Raw genomic sequence first — 23,147 nt, 5'->3', positions numbered from 1 at the left:
ATCGTTTTTCTTAGGTATTTTTTAGTTTGAATTTTTCAGGTAATATTCGAGTTGATAACGGCTATCGAGATAATCGTTAAAAGCACTCCAGGAGTTTACTTCAATACGGATTGCATCCCTTATGTTCTGCAGGAAGGTCACATAATCTATAGCCCCTTCCTTAAAGGCCAGCACAGCTCCATCCTGTTGTTCTTTAGCTAGGGGAAGTGCTTCCTCCTTATAGTAGTTCCACGAGTTTCGCCATTTAATATATTCTTCACGCATATTTTTATATGCCGTTTCCAATTCGAGTTTGTCCTGATAAAAATTTTGTTCTGCAATCCTGCGATTCACTTTTGCTTCCTGAGTGCGGCCCAATTCAGGACCAAAGAAGACGGGAATCTGTATTCCAAACTGATATTGGTAAAAACCAGGCTGCCCATTCACTTCCTGCCTGGAATATTGTCCCTGAAGTTTGGGCAGGAATTCTGATTTTCTTTCCCTGGTAACGGCTTTCGCCACTTCTACCCTTTGTTCCGATACTCTTAGCAAGGGATGGTTTTCCAGGGATTCCAGTAGGAAATTTAAGGGTGTATCCAATGCTTCGGCAGGTAAATTGGGTATATCGTACAAGGTGTCGGACACAAACCATAGATTTAAGCGTTGCAGAGCGGTCACGTAATCCCGAAAAGCCTGTTCCAGCTGGATCTTCACCTCATTTGCCTGGTTTGAGGTGGCCAGATATTCCAATTTAGAAGTGGCTTCTGTCTCATACCTGATCCGGGCAGCCCTTTCAATATCTTCAAAAATAGAATCCATCTTTTTATAGACCTGAAAGGTTCTCTTCTGAGCATAAACAGCAGCCCAGGCACGGCTTACTTCCCTTTCTATCCCAATACTGGTAAGGTCTAACGCATTTTCTGCCAGAGCTACCCGTTCCTCTTGTAATTTCAATCTGGGAACGATTCCGAAGATATCAATCCCCTGTTGTTGGACCCCTACTTTTGTATAAACACCATCAGATCCATTTCCAACTTCTTCCTTTCCGGTAAAAATCTGGGTATTTCCCAATTCATAGGCTGTTTTACGCAACACCTCTTCACTTTTTATTTCCAGTTGGGCTGCTTTCAATTGCGGATAGTTTTTAATAGCTAACTCTTTAGCTTCCTCCAAACTGATAGTTTGCAGGGTATCCTGTAGAGGGTATTCATAGGAAGTTGTATCAGTTTGTGCGTTAGCGGTAAGGGTTGCGCTTAGTACTAACCCTACCACTAAAATTGTAACAAATGATCGCGAATTGGAAGAACCGCTTTTGTTTTGTTCTTTCTTCTCCCTTCTTTTCTCTACAAAGGTATACAGTACAGGCAGTACAACGAGAGTGAGTAAAGTCGCTGTAAGCATTCCCCCAATTACCACTGTAGCCAAAGGTCGTTGAACCTCAGCCCCCGCAGATGATGAAAAGGCCATGGGCAAAAAGCCAAAAATATCTGTTGTCGCTGTTAACATAATAGGTCTAATTCGTTCTTTGGTTCCTGTAAAAATCCTCTCTCTTATACTGGTCACTCCTTCTTCTTTTAAGGAATTAAACCGGTTAATGAGTACCAAACCGTTTAAAACTGCTACACCAAATAAAACAATAAAGCCTACCCCTGCTGAAATACTAAAGGGCATATCCCTTAACCAAAGGGCAAATATTCCCCCAATTGCCGCTAATGGAATTGCTATATAAATCATGATGGACTGGGAAAAAGACTGAAGCGCAAAGTATAGCAGTACAAAAATTAGGAACAAGGCGATGGGTACTACGATTTGCAAACGACCTTTTGCCCTTTGAAGGTTCTCGAATTCTCCTCCATAGGTTATATAGTAGCCCGGAGGTAAATCTAATTCTTCATCCAGTTTTTGCTGAATGTCATTCACTACAGATTCCACATCCCTTCCCCGGGCATTTACCCCTACATAGGTCCTGCGGAAAGTATTGTCCCGGGAAATTTGCATAGGGCCGGGAACATAACTAATGTCTGCCACTTCCTTGATTGGTACCTGTGTACCATCAGGGAGGTCTATATAAAGTGTTCTTAAATCATCAATGTTTTGACGGTGGGCCTCATCAAAACGAATAACCATATCAAAACGTTTTTCCCCCTCAAAAATGACCCCTGCAGTACCTCCGGCAAAGGCAGCGCTTATGTAATCATTAATCTTTTCAATATCCAATCCGTATTGGGCAATTTTATCACGATTAAATCGGACCGTCATTTGCGGTAAGCCAGAAGTCCTTTCAGGGTTTACATCTCCCACACCGGGCACTGTTTGAATAATTTCGCCCATCTGATTGGCTTTTTCGGCAAGGACATCAAGGTCTTCGCCGTATAATTTTACCGCTACATCTTCCCGGACACCGGTGAGCAATTCATTGAATCGCAGTTCTACTGGCTGACTAAAAACAAGGTTTACCCCGGTAAGGTCATCATTGAGTTTTTCTTTTATCTTTTCAATCAATGCTTCCTTTGAATCAGCTGAAGTCCACTTATCCATATCCTTTTCCAAGACTATAAACATATCGGCAATATCCATAGGCATGGGGTCGGTAGGAATATCCGCAACTCCAATTCTGGCTACGGCAGTTTTAATTTCTGGAAAATTTTGCAGTAAGATATCTTCTATTTTTGTGGAAACATCGATTGTTTCACTCAACCCACTTCCAGGCCTGATTAACGCCTGCATAGCTATATCACCTTCATCGAGTTGTGGAACAAATTCCCCGCCCATTCTGGAAAAGATTAAACCAGCAACAATAAGTAAGACTACCGCAGCCCCTAATACTATGAACTTTAATCTTAAAGCTCCTTTTAACAAAGGCATATATCCTTTTTGAATACCTCCAATAATTTTATCACTAACTTTCTCCAACCACCGTTCGAACTTACCAAACCAATTCTTTTTATTTTGAATAGGTTTCATGAATAGTGCAGACATCATTGGCACATAGGTAAGGCATAAGAAAATTGCCCCAATCATCGCAAAACCAAAGGTAAAGGCCATTGGCCGGAACATTTTCCCTTCCACTCCTGTAAGAAAAAGAATTGGGGCAAAAACTATAAGGATAATAATTTGGCCGAAGAAGGCAGAACCCATCATCGTACTTCCGGCATCATAGGCCACCTCATCCATTACCCCCTGATTAAATTTTACTTTGCCGGATCGAATCCGTTTTTGTATTTCATACACCGTACCTTCAATTATAATAACTGCTCCATCGATAATTATTCCGAAGTCAATAGCACCCAGACTCATAAGATTGGCCCAGACATTGAATTGCTTCATTAATATAAATGCGAAAAGAAGTGATAAAGGAATGGTAGTTGCAGTAATGAGGCCTCCTCTTAAACTTCCCAATAATATGACTAGGGCAAAAATCACGATTAATGCGCCTTCTATCAGATTTTGAGTTACCGTACTGGTTGTCCTCTCAATTAAAACACTTCTATCCAAAAAGGGTTCTATAGATAATCCTTCCGGTAGGGATTGTTCTACCGTTTCCATGCGCTCCTGAACATTGGCAATTACTTTATTGGGATTGGCTCCTTTTAACATCAAAACCATTCCTCCAACAGCCTCGCGGCCATCCTGGGTAAAAGCCCCATAACGTACCTGACTACCAAACTGAACTTCTTCTGCTGCATCACCAATTGTTACTGGTACACCATTTTCAGTCTTGATTACAATTGTTCGTATATCATTAAGCGATCTAACCAAACCTTCACCGCGGATAAAATTAGCCATCTTATTTTTTTCAATATAAGCTCCACCGGTATTGACATTATTTCTTTGAAGGGCATCAAAAACCTGAGAAATAGAGACGTTCAGAGCATTTAACTTTTCCGGATTAATGGCTATTTCATATTGTTTAATATTACCCCCGAAAGAATTAACCTCTACTACACCATCCACGAGGGTCATTTGACGCTTTACAATCCAATCCTGAATGGTACGTAATTCTGTGGGTGAGTAAACTGTATCATACCCCATTTGAGGTTTAATGGTGTACTGATAAATCTCACCTAGTCCGGTAGTAATTGGGCCCATGGATGGACTTCCAAATTTTTCTGGGATCTGCCCTCTGACTTCGTTAAGTTTTTCCTGTACTAGTTGACGGGGTTTATATATCCCCATATCATCTTCAAAGACGATAGTAACTACCGAAAGGCCAAACCGGGAAACCGATCGTATTTCTGTAACTCCGGGTAAATTCCCCATGGAAAGTTCTACAGGATAGGTTACAAACTGTTCAATATCTTCGGTAGCCAGATTAGGGGATTGGGTAATCACCTGCACCTGATTGTTGGTAATATCTGGTACCGATCCCAGGTTTACGGTAGACATGGACCAGATACCCACGCCTATAAGTGCCAAAGTAAGTAGGCCAATAATAAATTTATTGTTAATGGAAAATGAAATGATTTTATTAATCATATAAGAAAAATTAATTCAGTTAAACATCTCGATAGTTCCTAGGAAGGAAAATCGATATTGCCTTTGTCTCTATAAAAACCGAGAATAAAGGCCAAAAAAAGGATATAGTTATCCTATTAAAAAACTGAATTAAACCCTTGGGGGATCTAAAAAGGAAAGAATAGGTTCATCTCCTAAATTATCGAAATGAACAAATGCTTTGGATGGAATGTCCGTAATCAAAGGTTCAAAATTTGAAGAACCAAAATCTACGGTGTGTACATGGCAGCAATGACAACTACAAAATGGTGGACATAAATCTGCTGTCTGATTGTGGGAGTGATCAACATCCATCTCCTGAAAACTAACAGCTGTTATTTCAGAATCTGAAGAGATTTCTGAAGAGTCGTTATCGTTACAGGCTAGTAAATTGAGCCCGAACACATATAATGATAATATGAATGCGATTATTTTCACACAACAAAGATAAGAAAATAGGGATGCACAGGGTGTGCAAAAGACTTGTGTGCTAATTCAATAAAAAAATTATGGGAATAAATTCAAATGAAATGGTAACATTATCGGTTTAAAACTTAAGTTAGGCTGCCATTGATGCAATACCAGTTTCAGGTTATTCAACAATTTGCAGAGATTAAGAAAAGTTGGAAAAATTTAATTTATAATAATAAATCGACTAAAATAGTGTAAAATCCAACCTTTAGTATGATAATACAAAGTGGTAAACCTAGTTTATAGTTATCACTCAGGAATTCCAGTTAAGATTCCAATAACATCACCGTTCCCAGTCCACCATCTGCACAGACACTGACGACTGCTTTCTTGCCGGGTCCCATTAATGTCAATTCCTTAATAGCCTGATTTATAATCCTTGCACCAGTCGCGCCGAAAGGATGGCCAATTGCAATACTCCCACCATTTGGATTGAGATGGTCCCAAGGGAACGCTCCAAAATCGAATGAAACCCCCACCTTCTTTAGGTGGTTTTTATCCTTAAGCAATTTAATGTTAGCCGCCACCTGGGCCCCAAAGGCTTCGTGAATTTCCCATAGGTCGATATCATCATAACGAAGTTGATGTCTTTCTAACAATCTGGGAATGGCAAAAGTAGTAGCCATCAAGAGTCCTTCTTTTTCAATATTTACCGCGGCAATTTCCCAGTCTATTAATTGAGCAGCATAGGAGTTGGCAGAAAATTTATCTTTTACCTTAGAACCACATACCCATAAGCCTGCGGCACCATCCGTCAACAAGGAAGAATTACCCGCAGTTATAGACCCTTTCCCTGATTCCTTATCAAATACGGGATTTAGTTTGGTTAACTGTTCTAAACTGGTATTTTCTCTGGGAATTTTATCATCTTCAATACCATTGAGGGGTAAAACCAAGTCATTAAAAAAACCTTTATTCCTTCCTTTTATATAATTTTGATGGCTTTTTAGGGCTATTTCGTCTTGTCGCTCTCTATCGATTTGAAGGCGTTTTGTAGTAATTTCGGAATGTTCACCCATACTCAAACCAGTTGTCCTATTGGTAACACTAGGAATAAACAATTTAATATCCCCAAAACTCAAATCTTTTAATTTTGAAAATTTATCTGCAAGGGTCCTGCTTTGGAAGAACCTCCGCAGCCAATCGGAAAAATTCTGGTTCAGTCCTAATTGGACCCGGCTCATACTTTCTACCCCTCCCACCAAGGCAACTTCCTCTTCGGTTATCAATCCGGCGGCTTCTATGGCTGCCATCATACTGGTACTACAGGCCATAATCGTGGTATATGCTGGAATACTTTGATCTAATTCAGCATCCATAAGAATCTCGCGGGCAAGATTGCTATAACCAAGATTCGGTGCTACAGAACCCCACACAAAAAAATCAGGAGATATAAGATCTCTCTTGACCATTTCCTGCACCACAGGAATTGACAACTGAAGGGCGTCCTTTTCTTTGAACTCTTTATCCACCTTAGCGAAAGGTGTTCTCAAACCGGCGATCAACCATATAGTATCATTTGTTTTTTTCATACAAGCCAGATTTAAAATTGTATGTATATATTACATCCTTTTCTGAAATTTGAAAATGTTTTTTGAAAGGTTTAACAAACCTGCTCGTCTGATCTTTTGTTTGAATACCTACTTTATGTATATTTGCATTTCATAATGAAAAAATTTTTTCAAAAAATATTATCCATTAGTCTGGCACTAATTGTATTTCTTTCCACTATGTCTTTTACTGTGGTAAGCAATTATTGTGCTGATAATTTAGTGGATTATTCTTTTTTTGATAATGCTTCATGGTGTAATGAAATGCCGGATGATTCCTTCTCTAAAATTTGTGAAATTTCAGAAGTTCCATGTTGCAGTAGTGATCAATTTGTTGTTGAAGGTCAGGATGATCTACAAATGAATTCTGTTGAATCTTTGACTTTTGATCAACAACTTTTTGTTGCAACTTTTACTTATTCTTTTGTAAACCTATTTGAAGTTGGGGATAAGGAGACTATTCCTTTTGCTAATTATACTCCACCACTTCTGGTGAGGGATATTCTTTTACTTGACCAGACTTTCCTAATTTGATTATTAAGTAATACTACATCATGCCCTTCAGAATTTTCTGCATTGGGCTAATCTTTTTTTGCTTATAATTTTAAGCGCGATTACCGTAATTACTTAACAATCAATAATATGCTCAATAAAAGTATTAAGTTTTTAATTGAGAATAAGCTTGTTGCTGTTTTGCTGCTAGCCTTATTCGTAGGTTGGGGAATTGTAAATTCTCCTTTTAATTGGGACACCGGAATATTGCCCAGTGATCCTGTAGCTGTCGATGCTATTCCAGATATTGGTGAAAATCAACAAATTGTTTATACAAAATGGGATGGTAGGTCACCCCAGGATATTGAAGACCAAATAACTTACCCTCTCACTACCTCCCTGCTGGGAATACCAGGCGTGAAAACCATTCGAAGTTCTTCCATGTTTGGCTTTTCAGCTATTTATATCATTTTTGAGGAAGATATAGAATTCTATTGGAGTCGTAGTCGAATTCTGGAAAAGCTAAATTCCCTTCCCAGTGGTTTATTGCCAGATGGCGTCAATCCTTCTCTAGGACCTGATGCTACCGGTTTAGGTCAAATATTCTGGTATACTCTGGAAGGTCGTGACCAGGATGGTAACGTAACCGGAGGTTGGGATTTAAATGAACTAAGAAATATACAGGATTTCTATGTTAAATATGCTCTTTCCGGTGCCAGCGGCGTATCAGAAGTTTCTTCAGTTGGGGGATTTGTACAGGAATACCAGATAGATGTAGATCCTGAACTAATGCGTCAATACAATATCAGCCTGGAGCAGGTTGTAAAAGCCACCAGACAGAGTAACGAAGATATTGGTGCCCAGACACTGGAAATAAATAAGGCTGAATATTTGGTTCGGGGATTGGGCTATATAAAATCCATTCAGGACATAGAGAATACTGTTATAACGTCTGAAGATTATGTCTCTGTTAGAATAAAGGACATCGCTAAGGTAAATTTAGGTCCTAAGACGCGTCGTGGGATTCTGGATAAAGAAGGAGCAGAAGTTGTAGGCGGGGTTGTGGTAGCCCGGTACGGAGCAAATCCCTTAGAGGTGATCAATAATGTTAAAGACCAAATTAATGAAATTAGCTCCGGATTGCCGACGAAGGAATTAGCTGACGGAAGGACATCCCAGGTAACTATAGTTCCTTTTTATGATCGTACCGAGCTAATTCAGGAGACCATTGGCACCTTAAATGAAGCTCTTACCATGGAAATCCTTATCACAGTGTTGGTGATCATTATCATGGTCTTTAATCTTCGTGCTTCTATACTAATATCGGGGCTTCTACCGGTAGCTGTATTAATGGTATTTATCTCAATGAAGCTTTTTGGCGTTCCGGCCAACATCGTTGCCTTATCGGGGATTGCAATTGCCATTGGTACTATGGTGGATGTCGGGGTTATTTTGTCGGAGAATATCATTCGGCATCTTGAGGAAGACAGGGAGAAACTGTCAATAAATGAAATTGTTTACAATGCCACCGCTGAAGTTTCAGGTGCTATACTGACAGCTGTTTTAACTACTATTATTAGTTTCATACCTGTTTTTACAATGATCGGTGCCGAAGGAAAATTATTTAGACCCCTGGCTTTTACCAAAACCATGGCATTGACGGCTTCACTTGTGGTTGCATTATTTTTAATTCCCCCTTTCGCCGCAGTATTTTATAAAAAGAGAAATGTTAAGAATATGGCAGGCTTAACCGTAAATGGCGTAATAATAGCCCTGGGAATAATAGCGCTTTTCTTTGGATATATGTTAGGGATAGTACTTATTGCGTTTGGTCTTACAGGCGTTCTACTATTAAAAAAGAAAATATCACCGAAACGTTCTAATCTGATAAATATAGTAATTTCTGCAACCGCTATTGTTTATTTACTGGCGGCATATTGGCGACCCTTAGGTGTAGAAAAAAGTATCTTTTGGAATCTCATTTTCGTAAGTGTTATTGCATTTGGATTACTGGGTACTTTCGCCCTCTTTAGAAGATTTTATACCCGTATTTTACGATGGGCATTGCGTAATAAAATTTTATTTCTTTCGGTACCAACGGTCATAGTTATTCTCGGAGTATTGATCATGCAGAATACAGGTAAGGAATTCATGCCTTCCCTCAATGAAGGATCTTTTCTGTTAATGCCCACATCAATGCCCCACGCCGGAGTGGAAGAAAACAAACGTATTCTGCAACAACTGGATATGGCTGTAGCCAACATCCCCGAGGTGAAAACAGCAGTTGGTAAGGCAGGAAGGACTGAATCTGCGCTGGATCCTGCACCACTTTCCATGTATGAAAATATTATTCAATACAAATCTGAATTTCTGCTGAATACGGAAAGGGAGCGCCAACGTTACAGGGTGGATGAAAATGGTGCTTTTATTTTAAAAAATAATCAGTTTGCAATTAATCCTAACTCTGAAGCCGAAATTGAAAATGAAAAATATTCTGAGGAGGACCTGGTTGATCCTTATAGTCTTTCTGCCGATGATTTAATTGAAGATGAAGATGGCGAATATTACAGAAACTGGAGACCGGAAATAGAATCTCCCGATGATATTTGGAATGAAATAGTCCGGGTTACAAAAATACCAGGAATTACTTCGGCCCCTAAACTACAACCCATTGAAACTAGGCTTGTAATGTTACAAACAGGAATGAGGGCACCAATGGGAATTAAGGTGAAAGGACAGGATTTAAGGGAGATTGAAGCATTTGGCCTCAAACTGGAGGAAATAATTAAAGAGGCTGATGGAGTCAAGGATGAAGCTGTATTTGCCGACCGGATTGTAGGGAAACCATATCTTCTTATTGACATAAAACGGGAGCGTTTAGATCGATACGGTATTTCCATAGAAGATGTTCAGCGAACTTTAAAAGTTGCAATTGGAGGAATGCAGATTACTGAAACTGTTGAGGGTCGGGAACGATACGGAGTAAGAGTAAGGTATCCTCGTGAACTCAGAGAAGATCCAGAGGATTTGGAAAAGATTTATGTACCTGTTGAAGGGGGAAATCCGGTTCCGCTTAATGAAGTGGTTGATATTCGATACGAACAGGGGCCACAAATAATTAAAAGTGAAGATACTTTTTTAATTGGTTACGTTTTATTTGATAAAATGGACGGTTTTGCCGAGGTAGATGTGGTAGAAAACGCCCAGGAAGTCATACAGGAAAAAATCGATTCGGGAGAACTTCAAGTGCCTAAAGGTATAACCTATCGTTTTACGGGTACTTATGAAAATCAGTTACGTGCTGAAAAGACACTTTCTATTGTAGTGCCTTTAGCTTTGATTATCATCTTTTTGATCCTGTATTTTCAGTTTAAATCTGTTTCCACCTCATTAATGGTTTTTACGGGTATTGCGGTGGCATTTGCCGGTGGTTTTCTAATGATCTGGTTCTATGGGCAGGATTGGTTCCTAAATTTCAGTTTATTTGGAGAAAATCTTCGAGATTTATTTCAGATCCATACCATTAATTTAAGTGTGGCGGTCTGGGTAGGTTTTATTGCCTTGTTTGGTATTGCCACCGATGATGGTGTGGTGATGGCAACATATCTTACTCAGACCTTTGATCGAAACAGTCCGGATAACAAAAAGGAGATACGGGATTCCATAGTGGAAGCCGGGGAAAAAAGGATACGTCCCTGTTTAATGACAACCGCAACCACCATTTTGGCGTTACTACCTGTACTTACTTCAACCGGTCGCGGTAGTGATATCATGATACCCATGGCTATACCAAGTTTTGGAGGAATGGCAATAGCGCTCATGACTTTATTTGTGGTTCCTGTTCTATTCAGCTGGAAAAAAGAATTTGCACTCAAAAGAAATAAGAAATGAAGAATTTAATTTTAATAAGCATATTATTACTATATGTTAAAACCAACGCCCAGGATTTGCAATCCTATCTACAGGAGGCAGAATCAAACAACCCTCTAATTCAGGCTTTTGAATTGAGATTTGATATCGCAAATGAGAAAGTAAACGAGGCAAACTGGTTGCCCGATACTGAGATTAGCGGCGGTTATTTTCTGAGTGAGCCCGAGACGCGTACGGGTGCCCAGACTGCCAGGTTTTCTGTAAGACAGATGATACCCTGGTTTGGGACCATTACAGCCAGGGAAAACTATGCGAGTTCTCTGGCGGATGCCGAATATGTGGAAATAACAATTGCCAAGAGAAAACTTGCCCTATCCGTATCCCAGTCCTATTACAGGTTATACTCCATTAGGGCAAAGCAACGGGTACTTCAGGATAATATTGATCTTTTGGAAACCTACGAAAAACTTGCGCTAACCTCTCTGGAGGTTGGCAATGCTTCCGCTGTTGATGTACTGCGCCTCCAAATAAGGCAAAATGAAATTGCAGAACGGAGGGAAGTCTTGGAACAGGATTTCATGGCTGAGCAAAGTACATTCAATAACCTTTTGAATCGTAATGAAAATATGGAGGTTAAGGTATATGATTCCCTCATACTTCCCATTGCAGATATTGTAGCATCCCCACAAGAACTGGGGGTGCACCCTGAATTGTTAAAGTATGATGAATTATATGAATCTGTAGAAGATGCAGAATCATTGAATCAAAAACAATCACTTCCCGACCTTGGTTTTGGACTGGATTATGTGGCTGTTACAAAACGGCCGAATATGGATTTCAGCGAGAACGGAAAGGATATTTTTATGCCCATGCTATCCCTATCCATTCCCATATTCAACAACAGGTATAAATCAATTTCCCGGCAGAACGACCTTAGGCAAAAGGAAATTACGTCTCAAAAGACAAATCGCAGAAATGAGCTGGAAACAATGCTGGAAACAGCGGTCAGTAACCGGGAAGCTGCAAGAATAGCCTACAGGATACAACTGGACAATTTAAAGCAGGCCAATGATGCTGAGGAAATTTTGATTAAAAGCTACGAAAGTGCCATTATTAATTTTAATGACGTACTGGATGTACAGGAGTTACAGTTGAAATTCCAGATCAGCAATATCGAATCTGTCAAGAATTATTATTTACAAATGGCCCTAATAAATTATCTAAGTAACACTAACTAATCTGTAAGGATTAAAAACATAAAATAAAATGAAAAAATATAGTATATATATCGGAGTATTAATCGTTGGATTGGTGCTGGGGTATTTCATATTCGGCGGAATTTCATCAGATAAAACAATAGAAAGTACAGAGATGGCAGAAATGCCAGACGGACACGATCACGGAACCGAAAATGGAGAAACTCAAATGTGGACCTGCTCAATGCACCCGCAAATTATGCTACCTGAACCGGGAGACTGCCCTATTTGTGGAATGGATCTTATTCCTGCTGAAGAGGGTTCTGGCGGATTGACAACTGATCAGTTTAAAATGACCAAAAACGCTATGGCCCTTGCCAATGTTCAAACAACCACTATTGGAGGGGGAACTATAGAAAATAATTCCCTTGTCCTTTCGGGCAAGATAGCGGAAAATGAAGAATTAAACGCTGTACAGGTTTCTCATTTTGGCGGGAGAATAGAAAAGCTTTATATAAATTTCACCGGGGAACAGGTGAACCGTGGAGAATTACTGGCGACTATTTATTCTCCGGAGCTGGTTTCCGCACAACAAGAATTACTAACAGCTGCGTCTTTAAAGGAGTCCCAGCCAGCACTGTACAAGGCTGTAAGAAATAAATTAAAGTACTGGAAACTTTCTGAATCACAAATAAATAGCATAGAAAACTCAGGTAAGATTAAGGAAAACTTTCCCGTTTATGCAACCGTATCAGGCACCGTAACCATGAAAATGGCTGAAGAGGGCGATTACGTCAAACAGGGACAGCCTATCTATGAGATAGCCAATCTAAGTTCGGTGTGGGCAATGTTCGATGCATATGAAAACCAGATCGCCGACCTTGAAGAAGGACAGGAGATTTCAATCACTACAAATGCTTACCCTGGTAAGGAATTTAATGCTAAAATAACCTTTATCGATCCCGTATTGAATACTGCATCAAGAACGGTAATGATTCGTGCTGTATTACCGAACAAAAAAGGCCTGTTTAAGCCTGGGATGTTCGTTCAAGGAAAGGTAATGGGAGTAAGCGAAGATGGAAACGAAACCATAACGGTACCAAAAAGCGCCGTACTTTGGACCGGGGAACGCTCTGTTGTTTATATCAGGGCTCAGGGTGAAGAGCCTGTATTTGAATTGCGGGAAGTGAAGCTGGGCAGGTCCCGCGGCGATCAATATGAAATATTGGGAGGTTTACAAAACGGAGATGAAATAGTAACCCAGGGAACTTTTACAGTGGATGCTGCCGCTCAACTGAAAGGTAAAAAATCCATGATGAGCCCTGAAGGTGGTACGCCAGGCGGATCAATGCCCGGGATGAATATGGGCGGTGATGCCAAAGGCCAATTGGATGACAAAGAAATGATCAAGAAGGGTCAAGTAAGCACGGAGAAGTTCCTAGAAGGTAAGGCTTATGATTTTCGTAAGGAAACACCCAAAGCCTTTAGACAGCAATTAGATGATGTTATTGAAGCCTATCTTGCCTTAAAGGAAGGTTTGGTTCTGGCAGATGCTAATGCAACCAAAAAGTACAGTTCAGAACTGATGGAATCCCTGAAAAAGTTGGACGGAAATCTACTTAAAGGAGATGCCAAAACATTTTGGGATGAAAAAAAGGATTTCCTCATGCAACATGCGAAACTTTGCCAGGAGGCCCCTTCCATAGATGGAAAACGGGAAAATTTCATCTACCTGTCACAGCCTTTAATTAAAATAGTTGAATCCTTTGGACCTGGCGATGAGACCCTGTATGTGGATTATTGCCCAATGGCCAATAATAATAAGGGTGCCTTCTGGTTAAGTCAAACCGAGGAAATAAGAAACCCTTTTATGAAAGAGGCAATGCGATCCTGTGGAGAAGTGAAACAGGTAATAGATTCAAATAATTAAACTCCTTACTAACACTCAAAAAATCATGGAAAAAGAATTCTATATAAAAAAGATGGTATGTAGGAGTTGTATAAAACTGATAAGGAAAAAACTGAATGATGAGGGTTTTAATATCGTATCACTGGAACTGGGAATTTTGGTAATTGAAACCGAAAACCCTGATGTGGTAAAACATCAACTACGAGAAATATTGAAAAACAATGATTTTGATTTAATAGAAAACCCTGAGGAGAAACTGGTGGAACAAATTAAAATTTTACTTATTCAATTAGTAGGGAATGTGCCTGAAAATCCTATTGAGATAAAAATGTCTAAATATTTATCGGATAAGCTGGCTCAGGATTACGCGAGTATGAGCAAAATTTTCTCTTATATCCAGGAAATTACCATCGAAAAATACTTTATAAAATTAAAGATCGAAAAAGTGAAAGAATTAATCCATAGTCAAAATTATAATTTTACAGAAATCGCCCATATACTTGGGTATAGCAACCTTGGCCATTTAAGTATGCAATTTAAAAATGAAACCGGTGAAAGCCTTTCGCACTATAAATCCAAGGGTTTAAATTTTAGGAATTCTTTAGACAGAATTTTATAAGAAAAATCCAAAATTTTGGAAATTGAAAATTCTGATTATCAGTATTTTGCAGTATAATTTTAAACATTAAACATTAACAAAATGAAATTTATAAAATTAAGTTTAGCAGCTGTTGCAGCATTTAGCCTTTTCAGTTTTACTACTGCCTGTGACGAAAACACCATGAATCAGATGGAAAATAATAGAATGAATAATATGATGAATGAAAATAATATGGAGAATCAATCCCAACAAAAAGACGTTCCTGCCCGAATAGGATATTATATGAAAATTAAGAATGCTTTGGTAGCAGATGATTTTCAAGCAACCCGGGATGCCGCCAAAATCATGGTGAAAAATGATAAAGAATTCGCCACCATGGCCAATGCCATAGCGAGTTCATCTGATTTAGTGGAACAGCGAAAAAATTTCAAAAAATTGTCGGCTGCAATTTATAAAGATGTCAATGATAATGAAATTAATACCACACTTTATTGGAATTGGTGCCCCATGGCAATGGGAGGCGAAGGTGCCAATTGGTTAAGTATGCAGGAAAAGATTCAAAACCCATATATGGGGCAGAAAATGCCCGGATGTGGTTCTGTAAAGGAAACTCTTAAAAAGTAATAGGAAGTCCTGTTGAAGGGTAAGAGGTTCATTAGGATTTCTTGCCCTTTCTTCAGGCACTATCTAAGTAGAGTAATTATGAATGCTATAATAGAAAGATTTTACGATGAAGATTTAGCCCACGCATCCTACGCCGTTTTAAGCGATGATGAAATAGTATTGATCGACCCCGCAAGAAACCCTCAACCCTACTATAATTTTGCGAAAAAGAACAAAGCTAACATTATTGCGGTTATCGAAACTCACTTGCATGCCGATTTTGTAAGTTGTCACTTGCAAATTCAGAAAGAGAAGGAAGCAGTTATTTACGCCAGTAGGTTTGCTGAAGCCAAATACCCCCACATTAGCTTCGACCAGGATGATATTCTGGCAGTAGGAAAGATTGAATTGAAAGCTCTGAACACCCCGGGACATTCGCCCGACAGCATTTGCATTTTACTTTTAGATGCAAAGGATACTCAACAGGCCGTTTTTACAGGAGATACATTATTCGTTGGGGACGTAGGCCGGCCTGACCTTCGCGAAGAAGATGGGGATTTGGCCACACAGGAAAAAGAAATGGCCCGTCAAATGTATTTCTCAACTCGTAACGTTTTGATGAAATTAGGTAAAGACGTGGAAGTATATCCTGCTCATGGTGCCGGGTCGCTTTGTGGCAAAAATATAAGTAGTGACTTATCCAGTACGATTGGACGGGAATTGGAGGAAAACTCTGCATTACAGCCTATGGATGAAGTTACTTTCGTTGATTTTCTACTGGAAGATCAGCCTTTCATCCCAAAATATTTCAAACATGATGTTTCCTTAAATAGAAATGGTGCTGATTCATTTGAAGAAAGCATAAATTCCATACCCTTAGCTGAAAATGAATCATTTCAGGGTGGTATCGCGATCATCGATGCCCGTTCCCAGCAAGAGTTCAAATCAGGTCATCACCAGGGCGCAGTAAATATAGCCGCCGGTGGTAAGTTTGAAACTTGGTTGGGTACAATTATGCCGCCCAATGAACCTTTCTACCTGGTGGCCGAAAACAAAGATACCCTGAAGGAACTATTGAAGAGGGCCGCGAAGATTGGATATGAAAAAAACATTCAAGGGACTTTGATAAAGTCTGCAAAGACAACAATCAGGGAACCGCAACTGGATATGAATCATTTCAAATCAAACAAACGGGATTATCAGATCCTGGACGTACGAAATGAATCGGAACTGGAAAACGGAAAAATCTTCACAGATGCTATTCACATCCCTCTTCCCGAACTGGAAGATCGTTTTCGTGAGATTGTCCCTAAAACACCCGTAGTAGTTCATTGTTCTAGTGGCTATCGATCTGCCATAGCCGCAAGCCTGATAAAAAACCTGCTTCCGGACACTCAAGTATATGATCTTGGGTTGAATGTAAAAGATTTTAAATCAGATTAATTTAATCTGGGAAAACTCAAATAATTCAATATGAACACTTAATAAATTATAACAAAATGAAAAATTTAATGAAGAACATCATCACAGTACTGGTTTTGGCGGTAACGACGTCAACAAGCCTGTATGCACAGGACAATAAAAAAATCTCCAAAATGATGGAGAACGAAGAAAAGAAAGAACAAGTGTTTACTGCAATCATGCAGGACCCAGAATTAAAAAAGGAAATGATGCAACATATGATGAAGGACGCAAAGAAGGATTCCACATCCTGTAATATGATGGGTGAGATGATGATGAAGGACGGTCATATGCAGGAGATGATGATGGGAAAAATGATGGACGGAGCTGCAAAAGATGACGGTATGTGTAAAAAGATGTGTATGATGATGATGGATAATGATAAGATGATGAATATGATGGATAAAATGAAAGATAAGAAATCAATGGACTCTATGAATAAGAATGAAAAGTCGGTTGAGAAGGATCATAATATGGAGATGCATCAAAACAATAATCAATGAAAATGAACCGGATGATGAAATGGATGATCTTGGGCTGCTTGCTCGCCATAATTTTCTATTTTATTTGGCCATTTTTAGATATCCGGGGCTACGGTGACTGGCTCTTCTTTGGGAGTATTTTTTTATTGGTTGTTTGTATTTTACCAATGCTTACTATGAATAAAAATAATCAAGATAAATAATCATGAGGGAAGTTAAAGCATTTATACGTGAAAAAAGGGCAAACGAAGTCATGCAGGCTTTGCGGGCCGAGGGATTTAAAAGCTTAACGGTTTCTGAGGCAGAAGGTACCGGGCGCTATACCAAAAAAGAGGATTCGCCTTCACTTCGCTTTCCATTGGCCCACAGTAAAATGTCCAAACTGGAAATCGTATGTAAGAAAGAAGACGTGAAAAGCATCATTCAGGTGATTCATGAACATGGTGGGAATGGCGAGAAGGGCGAAGGCCTTATTTATGTATCCGAAGTGCTTGAAATTTACAAAGTAAGAACGGGTGAGTTAAGTAAAGAGGATATTTAACAATAAATATATGGACGGACCCGCTATAAAAACCACCAAAGATATTATTGTAGTAAGTGGCAGCAGTGGACTAATAGGCACCACACTTATAAATGAACTAGCAAAGAAATATCTATTAATAGGGTTGGATAACATAGGATACCCCTTTCCCCCTATTACAGCCGAATGTGTTTGTATCGATATTACTTCCGAGGAAAGTATGGAGAACGCATTTGAGCGTATCCGCTTCGCTTATGGAAATAGGATTGCATCCGTAGTGCACCTTGCGGCGTACTATGATTTTTCCGGAGAACCGAGTCCTCTCTACCAGAAAATAACCGTAGAAGGTACTGAACGTTTATTAAGGGTATTGCAGAATTTTGAGGTCGAACAGTTTATATTTTCCAGTAGCCTATTGGTTTACAAGCCCACCACCCCTGGGGTGAAAATAGATGAAGATTCCCCCGTGGAACCTAAATGGGACTATCCTCAATCAAAAGTAGATACTGAAAAGATCCTGCATAATAAAAAAGGGGATATTCCTATTATGAACCTTCGTATTGCAGGAGTTTATAATGATGAAGGTCATTCGATACCGGTAACCAACCAGATTCAGCGAATTTATGAAAACCAGTTGACCAGTCACCTCTACCCTGGCAAATTCGAGCATGGCAATCCTTATATCCATCTGGATGATTTGTTAGATGCCATGATAAAAGCCATCGAAAAACGAAAGGATGTCCCGGAGGAAATAACGATTAATCTGGGTGAACCCGATACCATGGGTTTTATCGAGTTGCAGCAGCAAATCTCCCAACTGCTTTTTGATAAAGAATGGAAAACGTACAAGATCCCTAAATTTGTTGCAAAATTTGGGGCGTGGGTACAGGGAATTTTTGGGGATTCCTTTATCAAACCCTGGATGGTCGATTTGACCGATGATCACATGGAACTGGATATCTCCCGTGCCAAAAAATTGCTGGATTGGGAGCCACAACATCGTCTGCGAACCACACTTCCCAAGATAATCGATAACTTAAAATCTGATCCTAAAAAATGGTACAAGGAAAACGACCTTAAACCTCCTTCCGGTTTAAAAGAAAAGGACTCCAAAAAATGATATAAAATTAACCCACCAAAATAAATCATTATGCCAACTGACGAACAAAACCCCAAACATAAGAATTTCCAAAAAGGCGAAAAGAAACATGGACAAATGGGAAAACGCGGGGTCTCACGGCCCATGGCGGATATGGAAATGGATGAGGGGGATGAAATGAAGATGGATTCAGGGCAGCGTAAGCAAATGTTGATCGACCACCATAAACAAACCCTTTGGGTATATTGGGCGGTTATACTTTTAGGGGTATGGATGATTTTTTCCCCACTTACCTTTGATTACGGAAGCAATATGGTATCGCCCAGCGGCGGCAGAGATGTGTGGCTTTCCCTTGCAGACCGTATTGCCGCAATGCACTGGAGTGACATCATAAGCGGGTTGTTATTGGTCCTTTTTGGCTGGCGTTCTCTAAAACCGAATAGACCTTACAGCGTCTGGATCGCGTGTTTCATAGGAATTTGGATAAGCATGGCACCATTGATTTTTTGGGCCCCTACGGCCGTAGCTTATTATAATGGCACTATGGTTGGTGCTTTGGTGATCGCCCTGACCATACTTATCCCGGGAATGCCCAATATGATTATGTATATGAAAATGGGTGGTGATTTGCCACCGGGGTGGTCTTACAATCCTTCCAGTTGGCCCCAGCGATGGATCATGATCGTTCTTGCATTTATGGGATGGATAGGTTCCCGTTATTTGGCAGCATTTCAGTTAGGCTACGTTGACTATGCCTGGGACCCATTCTTCGGGGATGGCACCTTAAATGTTTTAAACTCGGATATGTCACATTCCTGGCCGATATCCGATGCTGCTTTAGGATCTTTCGCATACACTTTAGAATTTTTAATGGGCTTTATGGGAGCAACGTCGCGGTGGCGAACCATGCCGTGGATGGTCACTTTTTTTGGCTTTCTGGTCATTCCCCTGGGATTTGTAAGTATCTTTTTGGTGATATCACAACCCCTGACCGTGGGTGCTTGGTGTACGCTCTGTCTCTTTACCGCAGCCGTAATGTTGCCCATGATACCTTTGCAGATCGATGAAGTGATTGCCATGGGGCAACATATGGTACAAAGAAAACGCAAGGGAGATTCTATGTGGAAAGTATTTTGGAAAGGTGGTGATGCCATAACCACTAAAATGGATCAACGTTCCCCCGAACTTGTCGAACTTCATGAAAGTCCCTGGAAAGTATTCAAATCTTCTATTTGGGGGATGACCGCTCCCTGGCAATTGACACTTGCCACACTACTGGGATTATGGCTAATGTTCTCCCCCACTGTGTTTGGTGTGGGAATAGAAACCCAAGCGGCAGATCTGAATCATTTAGGGGGAGCCTTGGTGGTAGTAATTGCCGTAGTAGCAATGGCTGAGGTTTTGAGATCTTTCCGTTATCTAAATGTGTTGGTGGGCTTATTCCTTATGGTTTTGCCCTGGTTTATTGATGACGGAAATATATCCCTAAGTATGAGCAGTAGCATAAATGGACTTATCATAATGCTGCTTTCATTCCCTAAAGGCACTATTAGAGAAAGATATGGCTTATGGGATAAGTATATTAAGTAGAAAAGTTAAACAAATATAGATATGAAAGGGCTTGATCGCAGAAAGTTTATAAGGTTGGGAAGCACGGGTTCTGCTGTTCTCCTGTCATGGCCATTTCTCAACGCTTGCGAAGGCCTTTCATCCAAAAAAAATGAAAGTTCAGATCCTGATTTTGAACCGGACCTGGATATTGATCTTACCGCAAAGGAAAGTCAAATACCCCTATTTCAAGGGAGTTCTACTAAGGTTTGGATGTTTGAGACGAAAATAAATACCGGTGCCGACGATGCAATACAACAATTAAATGATAGTTATTTTGGCCCCACATTGCGTGTGCGCAAAGGTCAAAAAGTAAGGATCCGTTTTAAAAACCAGTTGCCTGAAAAAAGTATTGTGCACTGGCACGGGATGCACGTGCCGGAAGAATATGACGGCCATCCCAAAGATGTTATAGAAAACGGGGAGACTTACATCTATGAGTTTGAGATCATGAACCGCGCCGGCACCTATTGGTTTCATCCCCATCCTCACGGACGCACAGGCCCACAGGTTTACAACGGACTGGCGGGAATGCTCATAGTTACTGACGATGAGGAAGAGAGACTGAACCTGCCCAAAGGTGAATTTGATATCCCTGTTGTAATACAGGACAGGGCGTTTGATCAGGAAAATCAGCTGCTTTATCTGAACAGGGGGAGAATGGATAAAATGATGGGCTTTTTGGGCAACCAGATTTTTATCAATGGCAAGCCTGAGAAAAATTTAAACTTAAAAGCCGTTGCTACTTATCGGTTAAGGTTCCTCAATGCTTCGAATTCACGTTTTTATAAACTTGGTTGGTCTGATGGCACTCCCCTTACCGTTATTGGGATGGACGGCAGTCTTTTGGAAAAGCCTCGTTCAGTGCCCTATATAATGTTGGGAGTAGCCGAACGTGTGGATATATGGCTTGATTTAAAAGATATGCCCAAAGGAACCGAACTGACCTTGAAAAGCCTTCCCTTCTCCGCAGGGATGATGAATACGGGGATGATGGGCAACATGGGAACTACGCTTCCTCTGGGAAGTGAATATGATGTGCTAAAGATTACTTTGGACACATTAGGAAACAACAACATTGAACTTCCGGAAAAACTTCTTACTCTCAATAAGATAGACCCTTCAGAAGCCATAAACAAAAATAATCCAAGGACCTTCAAATTTTTTATGCGGCGCATGCAATGGACGATCAATGGCAGGACCTGGGAAGAGACAGGAATCGTAGATGAAGAAACCGTAAAATTAAATACCACCGAAATATGGCAATTGGTGAATAGTGGCGGTGGAATGATGGGTGATGGTGGTATGATGGGCGGAAAAGGAATGATGGGAAATGGCGGAATGATGAAGGGTGGTATGATGCAAATGCCGCATCCCATTCATATACACCAGGTCCAGTTTAATATTCTGGAAAGGGATGTATCTGATATGGATCCCGACGTGTGGAATTCCGTAAAGGAAGGATTTATAGATGACGGCTGGCAGGATACGGTATTGCTCATGCCCGGAATGAAAATAAAGATAATTATGCGCTTTGAGAACTTTAAGGGCTTGTTCCTGTATCACTGCCACAATCTGGAACACGAGGACATGGGGATGATGCGGAACTATAAAATAGAGTAATAACTAAAATAAAAATTATGGGAGATATGGAAATGGATGGTTTTTGCTGGATGTGCTGGGCAGTATGGATAGGCGGAATACTATTGGTCGCCTTGATAATTTATCTAATTATTAAACTGCTCAGAAAAAACAGGAAAGCCTAATATGGAGCAGTTTCAATGGGTGATACTTATTTTACCTGTTATCTCAATACTTGGTGTTGGTTTAATGTATTTCTATTTTAGAAATGAGTTAGATAATAAGTTTGGTTATACGGCCTTTGTGGTGAACATAGCCTTAACTGCACTAGTAATCAACACTACATGGGAACTGCTACATGGTCCTTTATATGAAGGGTATGAATATACCTGGGATCACATTTCGATGTGCCTGATAGCAGCAGTTACAGATATGTTAACCACGTTAATTATGCTCTTTGGACTCGGATTGTTTTATCGGAATATATTTTGGCCTCTCAAATTAAATTTAAGTAAGATATTACTGATAATTGTTACGGGAGGAACCGGGACCATTTTACTGGAAAGATGGCACATAGCAACGGGACATTGGGAATATGCTCAAAGTATGCCCATCGTGCCATGGTTAGAGGTAGGGCTTACACCGCTATTACAGTTTACCGTTTTACCCATTTTTGTTTTTGTAATTGGACGAACGCTTACTGTCACTAAGCTTAAATAATATAAAACTTTTTGATGTGTATAAAAAAAAACCAAATAGAAAAAGAATAAAAGAGAAACATAAACCTCAAAAGAACAGGATTACAAAAAAGGATAAGATTATTGCTTTACTATCTTTTATTGGAATTTTCTCAGCAGCAGTTTTTTTAGCTTTTTACATGCTCTTCTTTGGCCATTCGGACGTTCACGAAAAAAGTGACATTGATTATGAATTTGTGGCAAATGAAGAGGTCTGTATGCGAAATAATAGCTATAGAGCTGAACTAATACCATCGATTTCAATTGAAAATAGATCCTATTATGGATGTTGTGAAAGTTGTACCGATTATATACAAAAACATCCAGAAGAGCGGTATGCGGTAGACCCTGTAAGTGAAACAAAAGTCGATAAAGCTTTAGCTTATATTCTTCATCCCACAGAGAACGAAATTACAGAGGTGTATTATTTCGCTTCCAAGGAAAACGCAAAGGTTTTTATCAATGAAAATACGCGACTATGATGGGGTTAAATT

The 23,147-nt window shown here is 39.9% G+C and carries 17 protein-coding genes; 14 read left to right on the top strand and 3 right to left on the bottom strand.

Annotated elements, in window-relative coordinates; genetic code table 11:
* Window positions 1-21: 21 nt before the first annotated feature.
* The 3 genes from RM553_RS06810 to RM553_RS06800 form a co-directional block, all read right to left on the bottom strand.
* Window positions 22-4,455, bottom strand: coding sequence for a CusA/CzcA family heavy metal efflux RND transporter (locus tag RM553_RS06810; RefSeq protein WP_311534210.1), 4,434 nt, complete (start codon window positions 4,453-4,455; stop codon window positions 22-24).
* 129 nt (window positions 4,456-4,584) lie between these two features.
* Window positions 4,585-4,911 (bottom strand): DUF6660 family protein, encoded by a 327-nt coding sequence (locus tag RM553_RS06805; RefSeq protein WP_311534209.1) that lies wholly within the window; start codon window positions 4,909-4,911, stop codon window positions 4,585-4,587.
* Window positions 4,912-5,210: 299 nt separating this feature from the next.
* A complete protein-coding gene (locus RM553_RS06800; protein ID WP_311534208.1) occupies window positions 5,211-6,476 on the bottom strand; it encodes a thiolase family protein in 1,266 nt (421 codons plus the stop codon).
* Between the two features lie 135 nt (window positions 6,477-6,611).
* Between RM553_RS06800 and RM553_RS06795 the strand changes: the two genes are divergently transcribed.
* The 14 genes from RM553_RS06795 (at window position 6,612) to RM553_RS06730 (ending at window position 23,135) form a co-directional block, all read left to right on the top strand.
* Window positions 6,612-7,028 carry an HYC_CC_PP family protein gene (locus RM553_RS06795; protein WP_311534207.1) on the top strand — a complete coding sequence of 139 codons (417 nt, stop codon included), beginning with the start codon at window positions 6,612-6,614 and terminating at the stop codon, window positions 7,026-7,028.
* 108 nt (window positions 7,029-7,136) lie between these two features.
* Window positions 7,137-10,877, top strand: a complete 3,741-nt coding sequence (locus tag RM553_RS06790) for an efflux RND transporter permease subunit (RefSeq protein ID WP_311534206.1) — start codon at window positions 7,137-7,139, stop codon at window positions 10,875-10,877.
* Window positions 10,874-12,094: a TolC family protein gene (locus RM553_RS06785; protein WP_311534205.1), complete on the top strand. Its 1,221-nt coding sequence runs from the start codon at window positions 10,874-10,876 to the stop codon at window positions 12,092-12,094. The genes RM553_RS06790 and RM553_RS06785 overlap by 4 nt, the downstream gene beginning before the upstream one ends.
* 28 nt (window positions 12,095-12,122) lie before the next feature.
* A complete protein-coding gene (locus RM553_RS06780; RefSeq protein ID WP_311534204.1) occupies window positions 12,123-13,982 on the top strand; it encodes an efflux RND transporter periplasmic adaptor subunit in 1,860 nt (619 codons plus the stop codon).
* A 25-nt stretch (window positions 13,983-14,007) separates the two neighbouring features.
* Complete coding sequence (locus tag RM553_RS06775) at window positions 14,008-14,580, top strand: helix-turn-helix domain-containing protein (protein ID WP_311534203.1); 573 nt, start codon at window positions 14,008-14,010, stop codon at window positions 14,578-14,580.
* 81 nt (window positions 14,581-14,661) lie between these two features.
* Entirely contained in the window at window positions 14,662-15,186 is a 525-nt protein-coding gene (locus RM553_RS06770; protein WP_311534202.1) for a DUF3347 domain-containing protein, read from the top strand.
* Between the two features lie 78 nt (window positions 15,187-15,264).
* Window positions 15,265-16,608, top strand: coding sequence for an MBL fold metallo-hydrolase (locus RM553_RS06765; RefSeq protein WP_311534201.1), 1,344 nt, complete (start codon window positions 15,265-15,267; stop codon window positions 16,606-16,608).
* A 68-nt stretch (window positions 16,609-16,676) separates the two neighbouring features.
* Window positions 16,677-17,129: a hypothetical protein gene (locus RM553_RS06760; protein WP_311534200.1), complete on the top strand. Its 453-nt coding sequence runs from the start codon at window positions 16,677-16,679 to the stop codon at window positions 17,127-17,129.
* A gap of 184 nt (window positions 17,130-17,313) precedes the next feature.
* The gene (locus RM553_RS06755) at window positions 17,314-17,649 is read left to right on the top strand and encodes a P-II family nitrogen regulator (RefSeq protein WP_311534199.1); all 336 of its coding nucleotides are present in this window, start codon (window positions 17,314-17,316) and stop codon (window positions 17,647-17,649) included.
* Window positions 17,650-17,659: 10 nt separating this feature from the next.
* Entirely contained in the window at window positions 17,660-18,748 is a 1,089-nt protein-coding gene (locus tag RM553_RS06750; protein ID WP_311534198.1) for an NAD-dependent epimerase/dehydratase family protein, read from the top strand.
* Between the two features lie 96 nt (window positions 18,749-18,844).
* On the top strand, window positions 18,845-20,317 hold the full coding sequence (locus RM553_RS06745) for a vitamin K epoxide reductase family protein (RefSeq protein ID WP_311534197.1): 1,473 nt from the start codon (window positions 18,845-18,847) through the stop codon (window positions 20,315-20,317).
* Window positions 20,318-20,338: 21 nt separating this feature from the next.
* Window positions 20,339-21,958: a multicopper oxidase family protein gene (locus RM553_RS06740; RefSeq protein WP_311534196.1), complete on the top strand. Its 1,620-nt coding sequence runs from the start codon at window positions 20,339-20,341 to the stop codon at window positions 21,956-21,958.
* 144 nt (window positions 21,959-22,102) lie between these two features.
* Window positions 22,103-22,636 carry a hypothetical protein gene (locus tag RM553_RS06735; protein ID WP_311534195.1) on the top strand — a complete coding sequence of 178 codons (534 nt, stop codon included), beginning with the start codon at window positions 22,103-22,105 and terminating at the stop codon, window positions 22,634-22,636.
* Window positions 22,637-22,652: 16 nt separating this feature from the next.
* Window positions 22,653-23,135 (top strand): hypothetical protein, encoded by a 483-nt coding sequence (locus tag RM553_RS06730; RefSeq protein ID WP_311534194.1) that lies wholly within the window; start codon window positions 22,653-22,655, stop codon window positions 23,133-23,135.
* Window positions 23,136-23,147 lie beyond the last annotated feature (12 nt).

Source organism: Autumnicola tepida, assembly GCF_031846485.1.
GTDB lineage: Bacteria > Bacteroidota > Bacteroidia > Flavobacteriales > Flavobacteriaceae > Autumnicola > Autumnicola tepida.
This window is presented reverse-complemented; position numbering and strand designations above follow the sequence as displayed.